Origin of the sequence: Lactobacillus johnsonii (assembly GCF_014058685.1) — a bacterium.
Taxonomy (GTDB): domain Bacteria; phylum Bacillota; class Bacilli; order Lactobacillales; family Lactobacillaceae; genus Lactobacillus.
In genome coordinates this window covers 1,819,953-1,843,513 of record NZ_CP059055.1, presented here as the reverse complement: position 1 = coordinate 1,843,513, position 23,561 = coordinate 1,819,953, and the positions used below count along the sequence as shown (strand labels likewise).

General features: G+C 44.9%; 7 protein-coding genes, 9 tRNA genes and 9 rRNA genes. All 25 read left to right on the top strand.

The features are described from left to right. Positions 1 to 121: 121 nt before the first annotated feature. The 25 genes from H0I41_RS08885 (at position 122) to H0I41_RS08765 (ending at position 23,556) form a co-directional block, all read left to right on the top strand. Positions 122 to 1,694, top strand: a 16S ribosomal RNA gene (locus tag H0I41_RS08885). A 141-nt stretch (positions 1,695 to 1,835) separates the two neighbouring features. Beyond that, positions 1,836 to 1,909 (top strand) — tRNA-Ile (locus H0I41_RS08880). Between the two features lie 35 nt (positions 1,910 to 1,944). Then, positions 1,945 to 2,017 (top strand) — tRNA-Ala (locus tag H0I41_RS08875). Positions 2,018 to 2,143: 126 nt separating this feature from the next. Then, positions 2,144 to 5,046, top strand: a 23S ribosomal RNA gene (locus tag H0I41_RS08870). Between the two features lie 61 nt (positions 5,047 to 5,107). After that, positions 5,108 to 5,224, top strand: a 5S ribosomal RNA gene (gene rrf, locus H0I41_RS08865). Between the two features lie 13 nt (positions 5,225 to 5,237). After that, positions 5,238 to 5,313: transfer RNA gene (locus H0I41_RS08860), tRNA-Asn, on the top strand. A 323-nt stretch (positions 5,314 to 5,636) separates the two neighbouring features. Continuing rightward, positions 5,637 to 7,209, top strand: a 16S ribosomal RNA gene (locus tag H0I41_RS08855). 141 nt (positions 7,210 to 7,350) lie between these two features. Next, positions 7,351 to 7,424, top strand: a tRNA-Ile gene (locus H0I41_RS08850). Between the two features lie 35 nt (positions 7,425 to 7,459). Continuing rightward, positions 7,460 to 7,532: transfer RNA gene (locus H0I41_RS08845), tRNA-Ala, on the top strand. 126 nt (positions 7,533 to 7,658) lie between these two features. Continuing rightward, positions 7,659 to 10,561, top strand: a 23S ribosomal RNA gene (locus H0I41_RS08840). Positions 10,562 to 10,622: 61 nt separating this feature from the next. Beyond that, positions 10,623 to 10,739 (top strand): 5S ribosomal RNA (gene rrf / locus H0I41_RS08835). 13 nt (positions 10,740 to 10,752) lie between these two features. After that, positions 10,753 to 10,828, top strand: a tRNA-Asn gene (locus H0I41_RS08830). A 323-nt stretch (positions 10,829 to 11,151) separates the two neighbouring features. Next, positions 11,152 to 12,724: ribosomal RNA gene (locus tag H0I41_RS08825) — 16S ribosomal RNA — on the top strand. Positions 12,725 to 12,865: 141 nt separating this feature from the next. Continuing rightward, a tRNA-Ile gene (locus tag H0I41_RS08820) sits at positions 12,866 to 12,939 on the top strand. A 35-nt stretch (positions 12,940 to 12,974) separates the two neighbouring features. Further along, a tRNA-Ala gene (locus H0I41_RS08815) sits at positions 12,975 to 13,047 on the top strand. Positions 13,048 to 13,173: 126 nt separating this feature from the next. Further along, positions 13,174 to 16,076 (top strand): 23S ribosomal RNA (locus tag H0I41_RS08810). A 61-nt stretch (positions 16,077 to 16,137) separates the two neighbouring features. After that, positions 16,138 to 16,254: ribosomal RNA gene (gene rrf, locus H0I41_RS08805) — 5S ribosomal RNA — on the top strand. Together the 16S, 23S and 5S rRNA genes with 9 tRNA genes alongside form the textbook arrangement of a ribosomal RNA operon. A 13-nt stretch (positions 16,255 to 16,267) precedes the next feature. Next, positions 16,268 to 16,340, top strand: a tRNA-Asn gene (locus tag H0I41_RS08800). A gap of 195 nt (positions 16,341 to 16,535) precedes the next feature. After that, a complete protein-coding gene (locus tag H0I41_RS08795; protein ID WP_086875216.1) occupies positions 16,536 to 17,531 on the top strand; it encodes a PTS sugar transporter subunit IIB in 996 nt (331 codons plus the stop codon). 20 nt (positions 17,532 to 17,551) lie between these two features. Further along, a complete protein-coding gene (locus H0I41_RS08790; RefSeq protein ID WP_004898109.1) occupies positions 17,552 to 18,355 on the top strand; it encodes a PTS mannose/fructose/sorbose transporter subunit IIC in 804 nt (267 codons plus the stop codon). Positions 18,356 to 18,384: 29 nt separating this feature from the next. Beyond that, positions 18,385 to 19,314: a PTS system mannose/fructose/sorbose family transporter subunit IID gene (locus H0I41_RS08785; RefSeq protein WP_094497881.1), complete on the top strand. Its 930-nt coding sequence runs from the start codon at positions 18,385 to 18,387 to the stop codon at positions 19,312 to 19,314. 65 nt (positions 19,315 to 19,379) lie between these two features. Beyond that, positions 19,380 to 19,742, top strand: coding sequence for a DUF956 family protein (locus H0I41_RS08780; RefSeq protein ID WP_004898106.1), 363 nt, complete (start codon positions 19,380 to 19,382; stop codon positions 19,740 to 19,742). 159 nt (positions 19,743 to 19,901) lie between these two features. Continuing rightward, on the top strand, positions 19,902 to 21,296 hold the full coding sequence (locus H0I41_RS08775; protein WP_011162556.1) for an amino acid permease: 1,395 nt from the start codon (positions 19,902 to 19,904) through the stop codon (positions 21,294 to 21,296). After that, positions 21,286 to 22,668 carry an amino acid permease gene (locus H0I41_RS08770; protein ID WP_004898102.1) on the top strand — a complete coding sequence of 461 codons (1,383 nt, stop codon included), beginning with the start codon at positions 21,286 to 21,288 and terminating at the stop codon, positions 22,666 to 22,668. The genes H0I41_RS08775 and H0I41_RS08770 overlap by 11 nt, the downstream gene beginning before the upstream one ends. A gap of 162 nt (positions 22,669 to 22,830) precedes the next feature. Then, entirely contained in the window at positions 22,831 to 23,556 is a 726-nt protein-coding gene (locus tag H0I41_RS08765; protein WP_011162555.1) for a gamma-glutamyl-gamma-aminobutyrate hydrolase family protein, read from the top strand. Positions 23,557 to 23,561 lie beyond the last annotated feature (5 nt).

The window sequence follows — 23,561 nt, the reverse complement described above, 5'->3', positions numbered from 1 at the left end:
CGCTGAAAGTGTGCGGGATATAAAAATCCCAAACAAAAGCGAAGTCAATTCGCAAGCAATAAATTTGAGATAACTCAAAGAAAGTTTTAGAGCTAAACGATAAAAAGCTCATTTTCAAAAGGAAAATGAGAGTTTGATCCTGGCTCAGGACGAACGCTGGCGGCGTGCCTAATACATGCAAGTCGAGCGAGCTTGCCTAGATGATTTTAGTGCTTGCACTAAATGAAACTAGATACAAGCGAGCGGCGGACGGGTGAGTAACACGTGGGTAACCTGCCCAAGAGACTGGGATAACACCTGGAAACAGATGCTAATACCGGATAACAACACTAGACGCATGTCTAGAGTTTGAAAGATGGTTCTGCTATCACTCTTGGATGGACCTGCGGTGCATTAGCTAGTTGGTAAGGTAACGGCTTACCAAGGCAATGATGCATAGCCGAGTTGAGAGACTGATCGGCCACATTGGGACTGAGACACGGCCCAAACTCCTACGGGAGGCAGCAGTAGGGAATCTTCCACAATGGACGAAAGTCTGATGGAGCAACGCCGCGTGAGTGAAGAAGGGTTTCGGCTCGTAAAGCTCTGTTGGTAGTGAAGAAAGATAGAGGTAGTAACTGGCCTTTATTTGACGGTAATTACTTAGAAAGTCACGGCTAACTACGTGCCAGCAGCCGCGGTAATACGTAGGTGGCAAGCGTTGTCCGGATTTATTGGGCGTAAAGCGAGTGCAGGCGGTTCAATAAGTCTGATGTGAAAGCCTTCGGCTCAACCGGAGAATTGCATCAGAAACTGTTGAACTTGAGTGCAGAAGAGGAGAGTGGAACTCCATGTGTAGCGGTGGAATGCGTAGATATATGGAAGAACACCAGTGGCGAAGGCGGCTCTCTGGTCTGCAACTGACGCTGAGGCTCGAAAGCATGGGTAGCGAACAGGATTAGATACCCTGGTAGTCCATGCCGTAAACGATGAGTGCTAAGTGTTGGGAGGTTTCCGCCTCTCAGTGCTGCAGCTAACGCATTAAGCACTCCGCCTGGGGAGTACGACCGCAAGGTTGAAACTCAAAGGAATTGACGGGGGCCCGCACAAGCGGTGGAGCATGTGGTTTAATTCGAAGCAACGCGAAGAACCTTACCAGGTCTTGACATCCAGTGCAAACCTAAGAGATTAGGTGTTCCCTTCGGGGACGCTGAGACAGGTGGTGCATGGCTGTCGTCAGCTCGTGTCGTGAGATGTTGGGTTAAGTCCCGCAACGAGCGCAACCCTTGTCATTAGTTGCCATCATTAAGTTGGGCACTCTAATGAGACTGCCGGTGACAAACCGGAGGAAGGTGGGGATGACGTCAAGTCATCATGCCCCTTATGACCTGGGCTACACACGTGCTACAATGGACGGTACAACGAGAAGCGAACCTGCGAAGGCAAGCGGATCTCTTAAAGCCGTTCTCAGTTCGGACTGTAGGCTGCAACTCGCCTACACGAAGCTGGAATCGCTAGTAATCGCGGATCAGCACGCCGCGGTGAATACGTTCCCGGGCCTTGTACACACCGCCCGTCACACCATGAGAGTCTGTAACACCCAAAGCCGGTGGGATAACCTTTATAGGAGTCAGCCGTCTAAGGTAGGACAGATGATTAGGGTGAAGTCGTAACAAGGTAGCCGTAGGAGAACCTGCGGCTGGATCACCTCCTTTCTAAGGAAGGCGAAAGATGATGGAGAGTGCGAGAGCACTAAGAGAAGTCATCGAGAAAGCCAAGCGGAAGCACACTGAGAAACTTTGTTTAGTTTTGAGGGTATTACCTCAAACAACTTGAATAACAAGCCAAGCATAATCGGGCCTATAGCTCAGCTGGTTAGAGCGCACGCCTGATAAGCGTGAGGTCGATGGTTCAAGTCCATTTAGGCCCATTCAAAGCAAAAAAGCTTTGATAAAAGGCAATGATGGGGGCTTAGCTCAGATGGGAGAGCGCCTGCTTTGCACGCAGGAGGTCATCGGTTCGATCCCGTTAGCCTCCATTGAGACATAAAGTCTCAAGGGTTAGTACATTGAAAACTGAATATAATCAAAAGCAAAAAAACCGAGACAATCGAAAAAACAGATTGAAGAGCGACCGAGAAGAGAGAGAAACTCAACTTGAAATAGGTCAAGTAGAAAAGGGCGCATGGTGAATGCCTTGGCACTAGAAGCCGATGAAGGACGTGACGAACCACGAAAGGCTTCGGGGAGCAGTAAGTAAGCAATGATCCGGAGATATCCGAATGGGGGAACCCAATACCGCGAGGTATTATCATTAACTGTTAAGGTTAATGAAGGAAGACGCAGTGAACTGAAACATCTAAGTAGCTGCAGGAAGAGAAAGAAAAATCGATTTCCCAAGTAGCGGCGAGCGAACAGGAAAGAGCCCAAACCAACTGGCTTGCCAGTTGGGGTTGTAGGACTGCGATATAGTACTTGAAGTGATAGCAGAATTATCTGGAAAGATAAGCCAGAGAGGGTGAGAGCCCCGTACGCGAAATTGCGGAGAGACTTAGCAGGATCCTGAGTAGGTCGGGACACGAGGAATCCCGATTGAAACCGCGAGGACCATCTCGCAAGGCTAAATACTAACTAGTGACCGATAGTGAACCAGTACCGTGAGGGAAAGGTGAAAAGAACCCCGGAAGGGGAGTGAAAGAGAACCTGAAACCGTGTGCCTACAAGTAGTCAGAGCACATTAAAGTGTAATGGCGTGCCTTTTGTAGAATGAACCGGCGAGTTACGTTATGGTGCAAGGTTAAGTCAGAAAAGACGGAGCCGGAGCGAAAGCGAGTCTGAATAGGGCGAAAGAGTATCATGACGTAGACCCGAAACCAAGTGACCTACCCATGACCAGGTTGAAGGCGTGGTAAAACACGCTGGAGGACCGAACCCACGTGAGTTAAAAATCGCGGGGATGAGTTGTGGGTAGCGGTGAAATTCCAAACGAACTTGGAGATAGCTGGTTCTCTCCGAAATAGCTTTAGGGCTAGCCTCGTGTGAATGATAATGGAGGTAGAGCGCTGTTTGGACTAGGGGCCCGTCAGGGGTTACTGAATCCAGATAAACTCCGAATGCCAGATATCAATGCACGGGAGTCAGACTGCGAGTGATAAGATCCGTAGTCGAAAGGGAAACAGCCCAGATCACCAGTTAAGGTCCCCAAATCTATGCTAAGTGGAAAAGGATGTGGAGTTGCGTAGACAACTAGGATGTTGGCTTAGAAGCAGCCACCATTTAAAGAGTGCGTAATAGCTCACTAGTCGAGTGACGCTGCGCCGAAAATGTACCGGGGCTAAGCATAGTACCGAAACTGTGGATGCATATATTATATGCGTGGTAGGAGAGCGTTCTAAGTGCGGCGAAGTTAGATCGAGAGGACTAATGGAGCGCTTAGAAGTGAGAATGCCGGTATGAGTAGCGAAAGATAGGTGAGAATCCTATCCGCCGAAAGACTAAGGTTTCCTGGGGCAGGCTCGTCCGCCCAGGGTAAGTCGGGACCTAAGGTAAGGCCGAGAGGCGTAGCCGATGGACAACAGGTAGAAATTCCTGTACTGAAATTGTTCGATATGAGCAAAGGAGGGACGCAGGAGGCTAATGACGCATGTTGCTGGAAATACATGTGCAAGCAGTAAGAAAAAAGATGAGTCAAATGCTTGTCTTTAGATTTCAAGCTGTGATGCGGAGCGAAATAAAAGTAGCGAAGGTCATGATGTCACACTGCCAAGAAAAGCTTCTAGCCAGAACAATTTTACCCGTACCGCAAACCGACACAGGTAGTCGAGTGGAGAACACTCAGGTGAGCGAGAGAACTCTCGTTAAGGAACTCGGCAAAATGACCCCGTAACTTCGGGAGAAGGGGTGCTGATAGTAAAATATCAGCCGCAGTGAATAGGCCCAAACAACTGTTTATCAAAAACACAGGTATCTGCAAAATCGTAAGATGACGTATAGGTGCTGACACCTGCCCGGTGCTGGAAGGTTAAGAGGAGAGCTTAGCGTAAGCGAAGGTTTGAATTGAAGCCCCAGTAAACGGCGGCCGTAACTATAACGGTCCTAAGGTAGCGAAATTCCTTGTCGGGTAAGTTCCGACCTGCACGAAAGGTGTAATGATTTGGGCACTGTCTCAACGAGAGACTCGGTGAAATTATAATACCCGTGAAGATGCGGGTTACCCGCGACAGGACGGAAAGACCCCATGGAGCTTTACTGTAGCTTGATATTGAGTATTTGTTAAACATGTACAGGATAGGTAGGAGCCAGAGAAAGTAGGACGCTAGTCTTACCGGAGGCAATGTTGGGATACTACCCTTGTTTGATGGATCCTCTAACTCACAGAGCTGAGCGTTCTGGAGGACAGTGTCAGGTGGGCAGTTTGACTGGGGCGGTCGCCTCCTAAAGTGTAACGGAGGCGCCCAAAGGTTCCCTCAGAATGGTTGGAAATCATTCGCAGAGTGTAAAGGTATAAGGGAGCTTGACTGCGAGAGCTACAACTCGAGCAGGGACGAAAGTCGGGCTTAGTGATCTGGTGGTACTGCATGGAAAGGCCATCACTCAACGGATAAAAGCTACCCTGGGGATAACAGGCTTATCTCCCCCAAGAGTTCACATCGACGGGGAGGTTTGGCACCTCGATGTCGGCTCGTCGCATCCTGGGGCTGAAGTCGGTCCCAAGGGTTGGGCTGTTCGCCCATTAAAGCGGCACGCGAGCTGGGTTCAGAACGTCGTGAGACAGTTCGGTCCCTATCCGTCGTGGGCGTAGGAAATTTGAGAGGAGCTGTCCTTAGTACGAGAGGACCGGGATGGACATACCGCTGGTGTACCAGTTGTCTTGCCAAAGGCATCGCTGGGTAGCTATGTATGGAAGGGATAAGCGCTGAAAGCATCTAAGTGCGAAGCCCCCCTCAAGATGAGATTTCCGATGCGAAAGCAGTAAGACACCTTAAAGACGATGAGGTAGATAGGCTAGGAGTGGAAGCATAGCGATATGTGGAGCGGACTAGTACTAATCAGTCGAGCACTTGACCAAAGCTCAAAGGTTTAAAGGCTAGAGATTATATTCAGTTTTGAGTGTAAAAGCTCAGAAAGAGTACGGTGGCGATGGCAAGAAGGATACACCTGTTCCCATGCCGAACACAGAAGTTAAGCTTCTTAACGCCGAGAGTAGTTGGTGGGAAACTGCCTGCGAGGGTAGGCAGTCGCCGTGCTCTTTTTTAATATTCCGGCTTAGCTCAGTTGGTAGAGCACCTGACTGTTAATCAGGTTGTCGTCAGTTCGAGTCTGACAGCCGGAGCCAATGGAGTCAACTAGGCTCCTATTTTTATCAAAAAAATGATAAAAAAAGCTTGCCAAAGCGAGCAAAAGATGATAATATTATAAAGCTGTCATTTGAGAGAGATGAGAAAATTAAAAAAGTTCTTGTCAAAGCTTAAAAGACATGATATAATATAAAAGTTGTCACATGACAACGGTAGTACCTTGAAAACTGAACAAAGTTTCGCTGAAAGTGTGCGGGATATAAAAATCCCAAACAAAAGCGAAGTCAATTCGCAAGCAATAAATTTGAGATAACTCAAAGAAAGTTTTAGAGCTAAACGATAAAAAGCTCATTTTCAAAAGGAAAATGAGAGTTTGATCCTGGCTCAGGACGAACGCTGGCGGCGTGCCTAATACATGCAAGTCGAGCGAGCTTGCCTAGATGATTTTAGTGCTTGCACTAAATGAAACTAGATACAAGCGAGCGGCGGACGGGTGAGTAACACGTGGGTAACCTGCCCAAGAGACTGGGATAACACCTGGAAACAGATGCTAATACCGGATAACAACACTAGACGCATGTCTAGAGTTTGAAAGATGGTTCTGCTATCACTCTTGGATGGACCTGCGGTGCATTAGCTAGTTGGTAAGGTAACGGCTTACCAAGGCAATGATGCATAGCCGAGTTGAGAGACTGATCGGCCACATTGGGACTGAGACACGGCCCAAACTCCTACGGGAGGCAGCAGTAGGGAATCTTCCACAATGGACGAAAGTCTGATGGAGCAACGCCGCGTGAGTGAAGAAGGGTTTCGGCTCGTAAAGCTCTGTTGGTAGTGAAGAAAGATAGAGGTAGTAACTGGCCTTTATTTGACGGTAATTACTTAGAAAGTCACGGCTAACTACGTGCCAGCAGCCGCGGTAATACGTAGGTGGCAAGCGTTGTCCGGATTTATTGGGCGTAAAGCGAGTGCAGGCGGTTCAATAAGTCTGATGTGAAAGCCTTCGGCTCAACCGGAGAATTGCATCAGAAACTGTTGAACTTGAGTGCAGAAGAGGAGAGTGGAACTCCATGTGTAGCGGTGGAATGCGTAGATATATGGAAGAACACCAGTGGCGAAGGCGGCTCTCTGGTCTGCAACTGACGCTGAGGCTCGAAAGCATGGGTAGCGAACAGGATTAGATACCCTGGTAGTCCATGCCGTAAACGATGAGTGCTAAGTGTTGGGAGGTTTCCGCCTCTCAGTGCTGCAGCTAACGCATTAAGCACTCCGCCTGGGGAGTACGACCGCAAGGTTGAAACTCAAAGGAATTGACGGGGGCCCGCACAAGCGGTGGAGCATGTGGTTTAATTCGAAGCAACGCGAAGAACCTTACCAGGTCTTGACATCCAGTGCAAACCTAAGAGATTAGGTGTTCCCTTCGGGGACGCTGAGACAGGTGGTGCATGGCTGTCGTCAGCTCGTGTCGTGAGATGTTGGGTTAAGTCCCGCAACGAGCGCAACCCTTGTCATTAGTTGCCATCATTAAGTTGGGCACTCTAATGAGACTGCCGGTGACAAACCGGAGGAAGGTGGGGATGACGTCAAGTCATCATGCCCCTTATGACCTGGGCTACACACGTGCTACAATGGACGGTACAACGAGAAGCGAACCTGCGAAGGCAAGCGGATCTCTTAAAGCCGTTCTCAGTTCGGACTGTAGGCTGCAACTCGCCTACACGAAGCTGGAATCGCTAGTAATCGCGGATCAGCACGCCGCGGTGAATACGTTCCCGGGCCTTGTACACACCGCCCGTCACACCATGAGAGTCTGTAACACCCAAAGCCGGTGGGATAACCTTTATAGGAGTCAGCCGTCTAAGGTAGGACAGATGATTAGGGTGAAGTCGTAACAAGGTAGCCGTAGGAGAACCTGCGGCTGGATCACCTCCTTTCTAAGGAAGGCGAAAGATGATGGAGAGTGCGAGAGCACTAAGAGAAGTCATCGAGAAAGCCAAGCGGAAGCACACTGAGAAACTTTGTTTAGTTTTGAGGGTATTACCTCAAACAACTTGAATAACAAGCCAAGCATAATCGGGCCTATAGCTCAGCTGGTTAGAGCGCACGCCTGATAAGCGTGAGGTCGATGGTTCAAGTCCATTTAGGCCCATTCAAAGCAAAAAAGCTTTGATAAAAGGCAATGATGGGGGCTTAGCTCAGATGGGAGAGCGCCTGCTTTGCACGCAGGAGGTCATCGGTTCGATCCCGTTAGCCTCCATTGAGACATAAAGTCTCAAGGGTTAGTACATTGAAAACTGAATATAATCAAAAGCAAAAAAACCGAGACAATCGAAAAAACAGATTGAAGAGCGACCGAGAAGAGAGAGAAACTCAACTTGAAATAGGTCAAGTAGAAAAGGGCGCATGGTGAATGCCTTGGCACTAGAAGCCGATGAAGGACGTGACGAACCACGAAAGGCTTCGGGGAGCAGTAAGTAAGCAATGATCCGGAGATATCCGAATGGGGGAACCCAATACCGCGAGGTATTATCATTAACTGTTAAGGTTAATGAAGGAAGACGCAGTGAACTGAAACATCTAAGTAGCTGCAGGAAGAGAAAGAAAAATCGATTTCCCAAGTAGCGGCGAGCGAACAGGAAAGAGCCCAAACCAACTGGCTTGCCAGTTGGGGTTGTAGGACTGCGATATAGTACTTGAAGTGATAGCAGAATTATCTGGAAAGATAAGCCAGAGAGGGTGAGAGCCCCGTACGCGAAATTGCGGAGAGACTTAGCAGGATCCTGAGTAGGTCGGGACACGAGGAATCCCGATTGAAACCGCGAGGACCATCTCGCAAGGCTAAATACTAACTAGTGACCGATAGTGAACCAGTACCGTGAGGGAAAGGTGAAAAGAACCCCGGAAGGGGAGTGAAAGAGAACCTGAAACCGTGTGCCTACAAGTAGTCAGAGCACATTAAAGTGTAATGGCGTGCCTTTTGTAGAATGAACCGGCGAGTTACGTTATGGTGCAAGGTTAAGTCAGAAAAGACGGAGCCGGAGCGAAAGCGAGTCTGAATAGGGCGAAAGAGTATCATGACGTAGACCCGAAACCAAGTGACCTACCCATGACCAGGTTGAAGGCGTGGTAAAACACGCTGGAGGACCGAACCCACGTGAGTTAAAAATCGCGGGGATGAGTTGTGGGTAGCGGTGAAATTCCAAACGAACTTGGAGATAGCTGGTTCTCTCCGAAATAGCTTTAGGGCTAGCCTCGTGTGAATGATAATGGAGGTAGAGCGCTGTTTGGACTAGGGGCCCGTCAGGGGTTACTGAATCCAGATAAACTCCGAATGCCAGATATCAATGCACGGGAGTCAGACTGCGAGTGATAAGATCCGTAGTCGAAAGGGAAACAGCCCAGATCACCAGTTAAGGTCCCCAAATCTATGCTAAGTGGAAAAGGATGTGGAGTTGCGTAGACAACTAGGATGTTGGCTTAGAAGCAGCCACCATTTAAAGAGTGCGTAATAGCTCACTAGTCGAGTGACGCTGCGCCGAAAATGTACCGGGGCTAAGCATAGTACCGAAACTGTGGATGCATATATTATATGCGTGGTAGGAGAGCGTTCTAAGTGCGGCGAAGTTAGATCGAGAGGACTAATGGAGCGCTTAGAAGTGAGAATGCCGGTATGAGTAGCGAAAGATAGGTGAGAATCCTATCCGCCGAAAGACTAAGGTTTCCTGGGGCAGGCTCGTCCGCCCAGGGTAAGTCGGGACCTAAGGTAAGGCCGAGAGGCGTAGCCGATGGACAACAGGTAGAAATTCCTGTACTGAAATTGTTCGATATGAGCAAAGGAGGGACGCAGGAGGCTAATGACGCATGTTGCTGGAAATACATGTGCAAGCAGTAAGAAAAAAGATGAGTCAAATGCTTGTCTTTAGATTTCAAGCTGTGATGCGGAGCGAAATAAAAGTAGCGAAGGTCATGATGTCACACTGCCAAGAAAAGCTTCTAGCCAGAACAATTTTACCCGTACCGCAAACCGACACAGGTAGTCGAGTGGAGAACACTCAGGTGAGCGAGAGAACTCTCGTTAAGGAACTCGGCAAAATGACCCCGTAACTTCGGGAGAAGGGGTGCTGATAGTAAAATATCAGCCGCAGTGAATAGGCCCAAACAACTGTTTATCAAAAACACAGGTATCTGCAAAATCGTAAGATGACGTATAGGTGCTGACACCTGCCCGGTGCTGGAAGGTTAAGAGGAGAGCTTAGCGTAAGCGAAGGTTTGAATTGAAGCCCCAGTAAACGGCGGCCGTAACTATAACGGTCCTAAGGTAGCGAAATTCCTTGTCGGGTAAGTTCCGACCTGCACGAAAGGTGTAATGATTTGGGCACTGTCTCAACGAGAGACTCGGTGAAATTATAATACCCGTGAAGATGCGGGTTACCCGCGACAGGACGGAAAGACCCCATGGAGCTTTACTGTAGCTTGATATTGAGTATTTGTTAAACATGTACAGGATAGGTAGGAGCCAGAGAAAGTAGGACGCTAGTCTTACCGGAGGCAATGTTGGGATACTACCCTTGTTTGATGGATCCTCTAACTCACAGAGCTGAGCGTTCTGGAGGACAGTGTCAGGTGGGCAGTTTGACTGGGGCGGTCGCCTCCTAAAGTGTAACGGAGGCGCCCAAAGGTTCCCTCAGAATGGTTGGAAATCATTCGCAGAGTGTAAAGGTATAAGGGAGCTTGACTGCGAGAGCTACAACTCGAGCAGGGACGAAAGTCGGGCTTAGTGATCTGGTGGTACTGCATGGAAAGGCCATCACTCAACGGATAAAAGCTACCCTGGGGATAACAGGCTTATCTCCCCCAAGAGTTCACATCGACGGGGAGGTTTGGCACCTCGATGTCGGCTCGTCGCATCCTGGGGCTGAAGTCGGTCCCAAGGGTTGGGCTGTTCGCCCATTAAAGCGGCACGCGAGCTGGGTTCAGAACGTCGTGAGACAGTTCGGTCCCTATCCGTCGTGGGCGTAGGAAATTTGAGAGGAGCTGTCCTTAGTACGAGAGGACCGGGATGGACATACCGCTGGTGTACCAGTTGTCTTGCCAAAGGCATCGCTGGGTAGCTATGTATGGAAGGGATAAGCGCTGAAAGCATCTAAGTGCGAAGCCCCCCTCAAGATGAGATTTCCGATGCGAAAGCAGTAAGACACCTTAAAGACGATGAGGTAGATAGGCTAGGAGTGGAAGCATAGCGATATGTGGAGCGGACTAGTACTAATCAGTCGAGCACTTGACCAAAGCTCAAAGGTTTAAAGGCTAGAGATTATATTCAGTTTTGAGTGTAAAAGCTCAGAAAGAGTACGGTGGCGATGGCAAGAAGGATACACCTGTTCCCATGCCGAACACAGAAGTTAAGCTTCTTAACGCCGAGAGTAGTTGGTGGGAAACTGCCTGCGAGGGTAGGCAGTCGCCGTGCTCTTTTTTAATATTCCGGCTTAGCTCAGTTGGTAGAGCACCTGACTGTTAATCAGGTTGTCGTCAGTTCGAGTCTGACAGCCGGAGCCAATGGAGTCAACTAGGCTCCTATTTTTATCAAAAAAATGATAAAAAAAGCTTGCCAAAGCGAGCAAAAGATGATAATATTATAAAGCTGTCATTTGAGAGAGATGAGAAAATTAAAAAAGTTCTTGTCAAAGCTTAAAAGACATGATATAATATAAAAGTTGTCACATGACAACGGTAGTACCTTGAAAACTGAACAAAGTTTCGCTGAAAGTGTGCGGGATATAAAAATCCCAAACAAAAGCGAAGTCAATTCGCAAGCAATAAATTTGAGATAACTCAAAGAAAGTTTTAGAGCTAAACGATAAAAAGCTCATTTTCAAAAGGAAAATGAGAGTTTGATCCTGGCTCAGGACGAACGCTGGCGGCGTGCCTAATACATGCAAGTCGAGCGAGCTTGCCTAGATGATTTTAGTGCTTGCACTAAATGAAACTAGATACAAGCGAGCGGCGGACGGGTGAGTAACACGTGGGTAACCTGCCCAAGAGACTGGGATAACACCTGGAAACAGATGCTAATACCGGATAACAACACTAGACGCATGTCTAGAGTTTGAAAGATGGTTCTGCTATCACTCTTGGATGGACCTGCGGTGCATTAGCTAGTTGGTAAGGTAACGGCTTACCAAGGCAATGATGCATAGCCGAGTTGAGAGACTGATCGGCCACATTGGGACTGAGACACGGCCCAAACTCCTACGGGAGGCAGCAGTAGGGAATCTTCCACAATGGACGAAAGTCTGATGGAGCAACGCCGCGTGAGTGAAGAAGGGTTTCGGCTCGTAAAGCTCTGTTGGTAGTGAAGAAAGATAGAGGTAGTAACTGGCCTTTATTTGACGGTAATTACTTAGAAAGTCACGGCTAACTACGTGCCAGCAGCCGCGGTAATACGTAGGTGGCAAGCGTTGTCCGGATTTATTGGGCGTAAAGCGAGTGCAGGCGGTTCAATAAGTCTGATGTGAAAGCCTTCGGCTCAACCGGAGAATTGCATCAGAAACTGTTGAACTTGAGTGCAGAAGAGGAGAGTGGAACTCCATGTGTAGCGGTGGAATGCGTAGATATATGGAAGAACACCAGTGGCGAAGGCGGCTCTCTGGTCTGCAACTGACGCTGAGGCTCGAAAGCATGGGTAGCGAACAGGATTAGATACCCTGGTAGTCCATGCCGTAAACGATGAGTGCTAAGTGTTGGGAGGTTTCCGCCTCTCAGTGCTGCAGCTAACGCATTAAGCACTCCGCCTGGGGAGTACGACCGCAAGGTTGAAACTCAAAGGAATTGACGGGGGCCCGCACAAGCGGTGGAGCATGTGGTTTAATTCGAAGCAACGCGAAGAACCTTACCAGGTCTTGACATCCAGTGCAAACCTAAGAGATTAGGTGTTCCCTTCGGGGACGCTGAGACAGGTGGTGCATGGCTGTCGTCAGCTCGTGTCGTGAGATGTTGGGTTAAGTCCCGCAACGAGCGCAACCCTTGTCATTAGTTGCCATCATTAAGTTGGGCACTCTAATGAGACTGCCGGTGACAAACCGGAGGAAGGTGGGGATGACGTCAAGTCATCATGCCCCTTATGACCTGGGCTACACACGTGCTACAATGGACGGTACAACGAGAAGCGAACCTGCGAAGGCAAGCGGATCTCTTAAAGCCGTTCTCAGTTCGGACTGTAGGCTGCAACTCGCCTACACGAAGCTGGAATCGCTAGTAATCGCGGATCAGCACGCCGCGGTGAATACGTTCCCGGGCCTTGTACACACCGCCCGTCACACCATGAGAGTCTGTAACACCCAAAGCCGGTGGGATAACCTTTATAGGAGTCAGCCGTCTAAGGTAGGACAGATGATTAGGGTGAAGTCGTAACAAGGTAGCCGTAGGAGAACCTGCGGCTGGATCACCTCCTTTCTAAGGAAGGCGAAAGATGATGGAGAGTGCGAGAGCACTAAGAGAAGTCATCGAGAAAGCCAAGCGGAAGCACACTGAGAAACTTTGTTTAGTTTTGAGGGTATTACCTCAAACAACTTGAATAACAAGCCAAGCATAATCGGGCCTATAGCTCAGCTGGTTAGAGCGCACGCCTGATAAGCGTGAGGTCGATGGTTCAAGTCCATTTAGGCCCATTCAAAGCAAAAAAGCTTTGATAAAAGGCAATGATGGGGGCTTAGCTCAGATGGGAGAGCGCCTGCTTTGCACGCAGGAGGTCATCGGTTCGATCCCGTTAGCCTCCATTGAGACATAAAGTCTCAAGGGTTAGTACATTGAAAACTGAATATAATCAAAAGCAAAAAAACCGAGACAATCGAAAAAACAGATTGAAGAGCGACCGAGAAGAGAGAGAAACTCAACTTGAAATAGGTCAAGTAGAAAAGGGCGCATGGTGAATGCCTTGGCACTAGAAGCCGATGAAGGACGTGACGAACCACGAAAGGCTTCGGGGAGCAGTAAGTAAGCAATGATCCGGAGATATCCGAATGGGGGAACCCAATACCGCGAGGTATTATCATTAACTGTTAAGGTTAATGAAGGAAGACGCAGTGAACTGAAACATCTAAGTAGCTGCAGGAAGAGAAAGAAAAATCGATTTCCCAAGTAGCGGCGAGCGAACAGGAAAGAGCCCAAACCAACTGGCTTGCCAGTTGGGGTTGTAGGACTGCGATATAGTACTTGAAGTGATAGCAGAATTATCTGGAAAGATAAGCCAGAGAGGGTGAGAGCCCCGTACGCGAAATTGCGGAGAGACTTAGCAGGATCCTGAGTAGGTCGGGACACGAGGAATCCCGATTGAAACCGCGAGGACCATCTCGCAAGGCTAAATACTAACTAGTGACCGATAGTGAACCAGTACCGTGAGGGAAAGGTGAAAAGAACCCCGGAAGGGGAGTGAAAGAGAACCTGAAACCGTGTGCCTACAAGTAGTCAGAGCACATTAAAGTGTAATGGCGTGCCTTTTGTAGAATGAACCGGCGAGTTACGTTATGGTGCAAGGTTAAGTCAGAAAAGACGGAGCCGGAGCGAAAGCGAGTCTGAATAGGGCGAAAGAGTATCATGACGTAGACCCGAAACCAAGTGACCTACCCATGACCAGGTTGAAGGCGTGGTAAAACACGCTGGAGGACCGAACCCACGTGAGTTAAAAATCGCGGGGATGAGTTGTGGGTAGCGGTGAAATTCCAAACGAACTTGGAGATAGCTGGTTCTCTCCGAAATAGCTTTAGGGCTAGCCTCGTGTGAATGATAATGGAGGTAGAGCGCTGTTTGGACTAGGGGCCCGTCAGGGGTTACTGAATCCAGATAAACTCCGAATGCCAGATATCAATGCACGGGAGTCAGACTGCGAGTGATAAGATCCGTAGTCGAAAGGGAAACAGCCCAGATCACCAGTTAAGGTCCCCAAATCTATGCTAAGTGGAAAAGGATGTGGAGTTGCGTAGACAACTAGGATGTTGGCTTAGAAGCAGCCACCATTTAAAGAGTGCGTAATAGCTCACTAGTCGAGTGACGCTGCGCCGAAAATGTACCGGGGCTAAGCATAGTACCGAAACTGTGGATGCATATATTATATGCGTGGTAGGAGAGCGTTCTAAGTGCGGCGAAGTTAGATCGAGAGGACTAATGGAGCGCTTAGAAGTGAGAATGCCGGTATGAGTAGCGAAAGATAGGTGAGAATCCTATCCGCCGAAAGACTAAGGTTTCCTGGGGCAGGCTCGTCCGCCCAGGGTAAGTCGGGACCTAAGGTAAGGCCGAGAGGCGTAGCCGATGGACAACAGGTAGAAATTCCTGTACTGAAATTGTTCGATATGAGCAAAGGAGGGACGCAGGAGGCTAATGACGCATGTTGCTGGAAATACATGTGCAAGCAGTAAGAAAAAAGATGAGTCAAATGCTTGTCTTTAGATTTCAAGCTGTGATGCGGAGCGAAATAAAAGTAGCGAAGGTCATGATGTCACACTGCCAAGAAAAGCTTCTAGCCAGAACAATTTTACCCGTACCGCAAACCGACACAGGTAGTCGAGTGGAGAACACTCAGGTGAGCGAGAGAACTCTCGTTAAGGAACTCGGCAAAATGACCCCGTAACTTCGGGAGAAGGGGTGCTGATAGTAAAATATCAGCCGCAGTGAATAGGCCCAAACAACTGTTTATCAAAAACACAGGTATCTGCAAAATCGTAAGATGACGTATAGGTGCTGACACCTGCCCGGTGCTGGAAGGTTAAGAGGAGAGCTTAGCGTAAGCGAAGGTTTGAATTGAAGCCCCAGTAAACGGCGGCCGTAACTATAACGGTCCTAAGGTAGCGAAATTCCTTGTCGGGTAAGTTCCGACCTGCACGAAAGGTGTAATGATTTGGGCACTGTCTCAACGAGAGACTCGGTGAAATTATAATACCCGTGAAGATGCGGGTTACCCGCGACAGGACGGAAAGACCCCATGGAGCTTTACTGTAGCTTGATATTGAGTATTTGTTAAACATGTACAGGATAGGTAGGAGCCAGAGAAAGTAGGACGCTAGTCTTACCGGAGGCAATGTTGGGATACTACCCTTGTTTGATGGATCCTCTAACTCACAGAGCTGAGCGTTCTGGAGGACAGTGTCAGGTGGGCAGTTTGACTGGGGCGGTCGCCTCCTAAAGTGTAACGGAGGCGCCCAAAGGTTCCCTCAGAATGGTTGGAAATCATTCGCAGAGTGTAAAGGTATAAGGGAGCTTGACTGCGAGAGCTACAACTCGAGCAGGGACGAAAGTCGGGCTTAGTGATCTGGTGGTACTGCATGGAAAGGCCATCACTCAACGGATAAAAGCTACCCTGGGGATAACAGGCTTATCTCCCCCAAGAGTTCACATCGACGGGGAGGTTTGGCACCTCGATGTCGGCTCGTCGCATCCTGGGGCTGAAGTCGGTCCCAAGGGTTGGGCTGTTCGCCCATTAAAGCGGCACGCGAGCTGGGTTCAGAACGTCGTGAGACAGTTCGGTCCCTATCCGTCGTGGGCGTAGGAAATTTGAGAGGAGCTGTCCTTAGTACGAGAGGACCGGGATGGACATACCGCTGGTGTACCAGTTGTCTTGCCAAAGGCATCGCTGGGTAGCTATGTATGGAAGGGATAAGCGCTGAAAGCATCTAAGTGCGAAGCCCCCCTCAAGATGAGATTTCCGATGCGAAAGCAGTAAGACACCTTAAAGACGATGAGGTAGATAGGCTAGGAGTGGAAGCATAGCGATATGTGGAGCGGACTAGTACTAATCAGTCGAGCACTTGACCAAAGCTCAAAGGTTTAAAGGCTAGAGATTATATTCAGTTTTGAGTGTAAAAGCTCAGAAAGAGTACGGTGGCGATGGCAAGAAGGATACACCTGTTCCCATGCCGAACACAGAAGTTAAGCTTCTTAACGCCGAGAGTAGTTGGTGGGAAACTGCCTGCGAGGGTAGGCAGTCGCCGTGCTCTTTTTTAATATTCCGGCTTAGCTCAGTTGGTAGAGCACCTGACTGTTAATCAGGTTGTCGTCAGTTCGAGTCTGACAGCCGGAGTAAAGTGATGAGTTAAAGGAAGAATGAAGAATTATCTTTGTTCTTCCTTTTTTGTATAGTTATTATTTTTTTTCTACTTTTTTAACTTTATGCAAGCATTTTCAATAAAAAAATGTTATGATATTAAAAGCAAACGTATACATTTATTCTGCTATAAAGTATTCGTGGAGATATTTTGATTAAGGGGGAAATCAAATGGTAGGAATTGTCCTAGCTAGTCATGGTGGCTTTGCTGATGGAATCTTTCAATCTGCTGAAATGATTTTTGGTAAGCAAGAGAATCTGGCTCATGTAATTTTAAAGCCTGACGAAGGTCCTGATGATATTAGAGCTAAGATGGAAAGAGCTGTGGCTTCTTTTGATGATCAAGATCAAGTATTGTTTTTGATTGATCTATGGGGAGGTACACCATTTAACCAAGCAAATAATCTTGTTAAAGAACATGAAGATACTTGGGCTATTGTATCAGGTATGAATTTACCTATGGTTATTGAAGCTTTGGGCCAAAGAATGGCAAGCGATAATGCGCATGATATTGCCAAAGCTATTGTTAAACCAGGTCGTGATGGAATTAAAACACAACCTGAATCTCTTATGCCTAAAGAAGAGACAAAGGCCGCTCCAAGTAATAATGCACAACCACAAGGTGCTATTCCTGAGGGTACTGTCATTGGCGATGGTCATATTAAGTATGTTTTAGCTAGAATTGATTCACGTCTTCTTCATGGACAAGTTGCAACTGGTTGGACTAAGGCTATGAATCCAAATCGAATCATTGTTGTTTCAGATAATGTTGCGAAAGATAAAATTCGTAAAACAATGATTAAGGAAGCAGCACCAGCTGGTGTGCCTGCAAATGTTGTTCCAATCAATAAGATGCTTGAAGTAGTAAAAGACCCACGTTTTGGAAATACTAAGGCATTAATCTTATTTGAAAATCCGGAAGATGCACTTAAAGCTATTGAAGGTGGAATGGACATCAAAGAATTGAATGTTGGATCCATGGCATATAGTGATGGTAAAGTTAATGTCAATACTGTTTTGGCAATGGATCAAAAAGATATTGATACATATAAGAAATTAAAAGACTTGGGCGTTAAATTTGATGTCCGTAAAGTTCCTTCTGATGGTAAACAAAATATGGATGAACTTTTGGATAAGGCTCAAAAATTAGTTGATGAAAAGAAATAATTTATAGGGGGATTTATTAAATGAATGCTATTCAGATGATTCTGGTAGTGATCGTTGCCTTCTTTGCAGGTATGGGAGGAATTCTTGATGAATTTCAATTCCATCAACCTCTAGTGGCATGTACTTTAATTGGTTTGGTTACTGGTAACTTAACTATTGGTATTATTCTTGGCGGTTCACTACAAATGATTGCTTTAGGTTGGGCTAATATCGGTGCTGCTGTTGCTCCAGATGCAGCTTTAGCATCAGTTGCTTCAACTATTATTTTGGTTCAAGGTGGACAAGGTCAAAAGGGTATTGGTACTGCGATTGGTATTGCTATTCCTTTAGCCGTTGCTGGTTTGTTCTTAACTATGTTAGTTCGTACTATTTCTGTTGCCATTGTTCATATTATGGATAGAAAAGCAGAAGAAGCTAACTGGAGAGCTATTGACCGTTGGCAAATGATTGCTGTTGCTTTACAAGGTTTACGAATTGCTATTCCAGCTGCATTATTACTTGCTATTCCAGCTTCTGTTGTTCGTGCTGGCTTAAATGCAATGCCAGCATGGTTAAACGAAGGTATGACCATCGGTGGTGGTATGGTTGTTGCCGTTGGTTACGCTATGGTTATTAATATGATGGCTAGCCGTGAAGTATGGCCATTCTTCATCATTGGTTTCTGTTTGGCAGCCGTTAAAGAATTAACTTTGATCGCTCTTGGTGGTATTGGTATTTCCCTTGCTATTATGTACCTTGCTCTTGAAGGTTCTAAGGGTGGAAACAACAATAACTCTAATTCTGGTTCAGGCGACCCATTGGGCGACATCCTGGATGATTATTAAAATTTGAGCGAGAGGAGGCTAATTATATAATGACTGAAACTGCACAAAAGAAATTAACTTTAAGTAAATCAGATCGTATTAAGGTTTGGTGGCGTTCTACTTTCCTTCAAGGTTCATGGAACTATGAAAGAATGCAAAACGGTGGTTGGGCTTACAGTTTAATCCCAGCATTAAGAAAATTATATCCTGAAAAGAAAGATCTATCCCTTGCATTAAAGAGACACTTGGAATTCTTTAATACACACCCATACTTAGCATCACCTATTATCGGTGTTACTCTTGCTTTGGAAGAGGATAAGGCTAACGGTGCGGATGTTGATAACACTGCTATTCAAGGTGTTAAAGTTGGTATGATGGGACCTTTAGCCGGTGTTGGTGACCCGGTATTTTGGTACACTGTTCGTCCTATTATTGGTTCATTAGGTGCTTCACTTGCTTTGAGTGGTAACATCTTAGGACCTATCTTGTTCTTTGTATTATGGAATGTAATTCGTATGGCATTCTTATGGTACACTCAAGAAATGGGTTACAAAGCTGGTACTAAAATTACAGAAGATGCTTCAGGTGGTTTATTACAAAAGATTACCCGTGGAGCTTCTATGATGGGTATGTTTGTTATCGGTGCTTTAATTGAGCGTTGGGTAACAATTAACTTCAAACCAGTTGTTTCAAGCGTTCCGCTTCAAAAGGGTGCTTATATTGATTGGAACACCCTTCCAAAAGGAGCAGAAGGTATTCACAAAGCTTTGAGTGAATACAACTTAGGTAATGGTATGGCCTTAGATAGAATTAAGGAAACAACCTTACAACAAAACTTGGATAGTTTAATTCCTGGTCTTGCTGCAGTTCTATTAACTTTCTTATGTATGTGGTTATTAAAGAAGAAAGTTTCACCAATCGTTATCATTATTGGTATCTTTGTTGTTGGTATTGTAGGTCACGTAGTTGGCTTACTATAACAATTAATCAGATAAGAAACGGTCTTGTTTAGACCGTTTTTCTTATATATGAAAAGGTTTTTTATATGGTTCAATCATTAAATACAAAATCAGAATATGTAGATGCTGCGACTTGGTTTAGAGGAATTCCTACTTATGGAAAAGTTTTAGTCGGAGATAAAGGGTTTGAGTTTTATAGTGATAATAATCCAAATGACTATGTACAGATTCCGTGGGATGAAGTAACCGTTGTAGTTGCGGATGTATATTTTGGTGGAAAATATATTCCTCGGTTTAAGATTTGTACTAAAAAAAATGGTAGTTTTATTTTTGCTGCGAGACATGTAAAGCCAACTTTACGCGCTATTCGAAAGCATGTACCAGCAGATAACATGAGAAAAGCTCTTACCATTTGGCAAAAAATCAAACGGAATTTTAAGCAAAAGTAATATAAGGAGATTTAGCTCTGAGGCTAAGCTCCTTATTTTTTGTTAAAAAGGCCTTGGCATTAACGCGTACCTGTATTAAAATATCATTAATCAATTTTTGATATCTAAAACTAGCTCTCAAGTGACTGCTAGTTTTTTTTATAGGAGTGGCACTAAGTAATGGAAAATAAAAAGTCAATGCCTAAATTGAAACGTTCCATGACTGCTGGTCAAATGGAAATGATATCTTTAGGTGGGGCAATTGGGGTTGGATTGTTCATGGGATCCACTTCCACTATAAAGTGGACAGGCCCATCTGTTTTACTGGCATATATGTTCGTTGGCTTAATTTTATACATCGTAATGCGGGCATTGGGGGAAATGCTATATGTTAATCCAGGAACAGGATCGTTTGCAGATTATGCAACTGAATATGTCCATCCATTAGCGGGATATTTAGCTGAGTGGGCCAATGTATTTGAATATATAGTTGTTGGAATGTCTGAAGTAGTTGCAGCAACTGAATATTTAAAGTTTTGGTGGCCGAAAGTGAATGTGTTTTGGTCAGGAATTATTATTATTTTGTTTTTAGTGTTAGCAAATTTAGCTAGTGCCAAAGCATATGCTTCCCTAGAGTTTTGGTTTGCAATGATTAAAGTTGTAACTATTATCTTAATGATTATTTTAGGATTCATTGTAATTTTCTTTGGAGTAGGGAACGGCGGAAAGCCAACTGGGTTTAGTAATCTATGGTCACATGGTGGCTTTTTCACAGGCGGAGTAAAAGGGTTCTTCTTCTCAATGTCAATTATTGTTGGTTCATATGAAGGAATCGAGTTACTAGGCATATCTGCTGGTGAGGTAGCCAATCCTAAAAAAGCCATTGTAAAAAGTGTTAAATCGGTTTTGTGGCGTATCTTAATTTTCTATGTTGGAGCAATTTTTGTTATTGTTACGATCTATCCATGGAATGAATTAAGTAATATTGGCTCTCCATTTGTAACTACATTTGCAAAGGTAGGAATTACAGCAGCGGCAAGTATTATCAACTTTGTGGTTTTAACGGCAGCCTTGTCAGGAGCAAACTCTGGAATTTATTCATCTAGTAGAATGCTTTTTAAATTAGCTCATGATGGAGATGCTCCTAAAACCTTTGGACATATTTCTAAACGAATTGTTCCTAATCATGCAATTTTAGGTATTTCCGGGGGAATACTAATTGGATTTATTATTAATATGATTGCAGCTACAATTAATAAATCTACTCAAGATTTATTCGTTGTCGTTTTCTCGTCTTCAGTCTTACCAGGTATGATTCCATGGTTTGTAATCTTACTTGCTGAACTAAAATTTAGACGCAATAATCAAGATTTACTAGTAGACCATCCTTTCAAGTTACCGTTATACCCTATTTCCAATTACTTTGCATTTTTGATGCTGATTGTTATAGTTATCTTTATGCTTATTAACCCTGAAACTAGAGTTTCTGTATTAGTGGGAGCTGCTGTTTTACTTATAGCTACAATTGTTTATCTATTTCGACATAAAAAGGATGGTGTAAATAATGGAGAATAAACAGAATCATCCCCCTAAATTAAAGCGATCGATGACTGCTGGACAAATGGAGATGATCTCTCTAGGTGGAGCCATTGGTGTTGGATTATTCATGGGATCTACATCAACTATTAAATGGACGGGGCCATCAGTTTTATTAGCCTATATGTTTGTAGGACTAATTTTATACATCGTAATGCGAGCATTGGGAGAGATGCTCTATGTTAGTCCTGGAACAGGATCATTTGCAGATTATGCAACAGAGTATATTTCACCATTAGCGGGATATTTAGCTGAGTGGGCTAATGTCTTTCAATATATTGTTGTTGGTATTTCAGAAGTTGTGGCCGCAACAGAGTATTTAAAGTTTTGGTGGCCTGAAGTTAGTGTTTTTTGGTCTGGAATAATAATTATTGCTTTCTTATTACTGGCAAACTTAGCTAGTGCTAAAGCTTATGGAACACTAGAGTTTTGGTTTGCGATGATTAAGGTAGTAACAATTGTAATAATGATTATTTTAGGTTTGCTGGTGATTTTACTCGGCGTAGGAAATCACGGAAAACCAATCGGCTTTAGTAATCTATGGTCACATGGTGGCTTTTTCACTGGTGGAGTAAAAGGATTCTTTTTCTCAATGGCAATTATTGCCGGTTCATATGAGGGCATAGAATTAATTGGTATTTCTGCTGGAGAAGTAGCCAACCCACAAGAGGCAATTGTAAAAAGCGTAAAATCAGTTTTATGGCGTATCTTGATTTTCTACGTTGGGGCAATCTTTGTGATCGTTACAATTTATCCTTGGAATCAATTAAGTAATATTGGCTCTCCATTTGTAGAGACCTTTACTAAGGTAGGGATCACAGCAGCTGCTGGGATTATTAACTTCGTAGTTTTAACCGCAGCCTTGTCAGGTGCGAATTCCGGTATTTATTCATCTAGTAGAATGCTATTTAAATTGGCACATGAGGGAGAAGCGCCAAAGGCCTTTGGAAAACTATCGAAGCGTATTGTTCCTGACAGAGCTATCGTTGGAATTACCTCAGGTATTTTAATCGGCTTTATTTTGAATTTGATAATGTCAACCATGAATAAGTCAATGGGAGAATTGTTCGTTGTTGTCTATAGTTCTTCTGTTTTACCAGGAATGGTAGCATGGTTTGTAATTTTGATTGCTGAATTGAAATTCAGAAAAAATAATTCACATTTAATGGCTGAACATCCATTTAAGTTACCTCTCTACCCATATTCAAATTATTTTGCATTTGCAATGTTATTAGTGATTGTTGTATTTATGTTTATCAATCCAGAGACAAGAATTTCTGTAGGTGTGGGTGCTGGAGTTTTAGTGTTAGCAAGCCTTGTGTATATGCTTAAACATCGTAATAAAAAGTAATTAATTGGACCATTCCTTTAGGGATGGTCTTTTTATTAGGGCATAATATTAGCTTATAATGAGAAAAAGGTGTTAATTTTAAGTTATAGTGTTTACGAATTAAACTATGTAATTTATAATTAAGTCTAATTGGTAAAAAGTAAGTTAAAGGAGCGAGTAAATATGAAACCAATTATTGGAATTTCTGGTTCTATAATTATTGATGATGGCGGTATTTTTCCAGGCTATCGTCGGAGTTATGTTAATGACGATTATATTGATTCTGTAATCCAAAATGGTGGAATCCCTTATATCATTCCTTTCAATGAAGATGAAGAGGTTGTGAAAGAACAACTTTTAAATGTTCAAGGATTAATTTTATCTGGTGGTCATGATGTAGATCCTCATAACTATGGTGAAGAGCCTGAACAAAAATTGGGAGATATTTGGCCTGAAAGAGATAAATTTGATATGCGCCTCTTAAAACTAGCTGAAGAAAATGGAATTCCAGTTTTAGGAATTTGTCGTGGAGCACAAATCATTAATGTATATCATGGTGGAACCTTATATCAGGATCTTAGTTATAGAAAAGAAAAAACGTTAAAGCATAGTCAATGTCAGACCCCAACTTTGCTTACTCATACTGTAAAAACAATAGCAGGTACTAAGATTGCAGAATTGTTAGGCAAGAAAGAGATGCAAACAAATTCTTTCCACCATCAATTAATTAAGGATGTAGCAGATGATTTTAAGGTTTCAGCTCGTTGTGTAGATGGGGTAGTAGAGGCAATTGAAAACGAAGATGCATCAGTTATTGCGGTTCAATGGCATCCCGAAATGCTTCATCGTGTAGTTCCTTATCAAAATAATCTGTTTAAATATATTATTGATAATGCAAAGAAAAAATAGAAAGA

Bases quoted from the DNA above. Each gene is read 5' to 3' on its own strand.
- H0I41_RS08775 (WP_011162556.1), top strand. From the start codon at position 19,902: ATGGAAAATAAAAAGTCAATGCCTAAATTGAAACGTTCCATGACTGCT.
- H0I41_RS08770 (WP_004898102.1), top strand. From the start codon at position 21,286: ATGGAGAATAAACAGAATCATCCCCCTAAATTAAAGCGATCGATGACT.
- H0I41_RS08790 (WP_004898109.1), top strand. From the start codon at position 17,552: ATGAATGCTATTCAGATGATTCTGGTAGTGATCGTTGCCTTCTTTGCA.
- H0I41_RS08795 (WP_086875216.1), top strand. From the start codon at position 16,536: ATGGTAGGAATTGTCCTAGCTAGTCATGGTGGCTTTGCTGATGGAATC.
- H0I41_RS08780 (WP_004898106.1), top strand. From the start codon at position 19,380: ATGGTTCAATCATTAAATACAAAATCAGAATATGTAGATGCTGCGACT.
- H0I41_RS08785 (WP_094497881.1), top strand. From the start codon at position 18,385: ATGACTGAAACTGCACAAAAGAAATTAACTTTAAGTAAATCAGATCGT.
- H0I41_RS08765 (WP_011162555.1), top strand. From the start codon at position 22,831: ATGAAACCAATTATTGGAATTTCTGGTTCTATAATTATTGATGATGGC.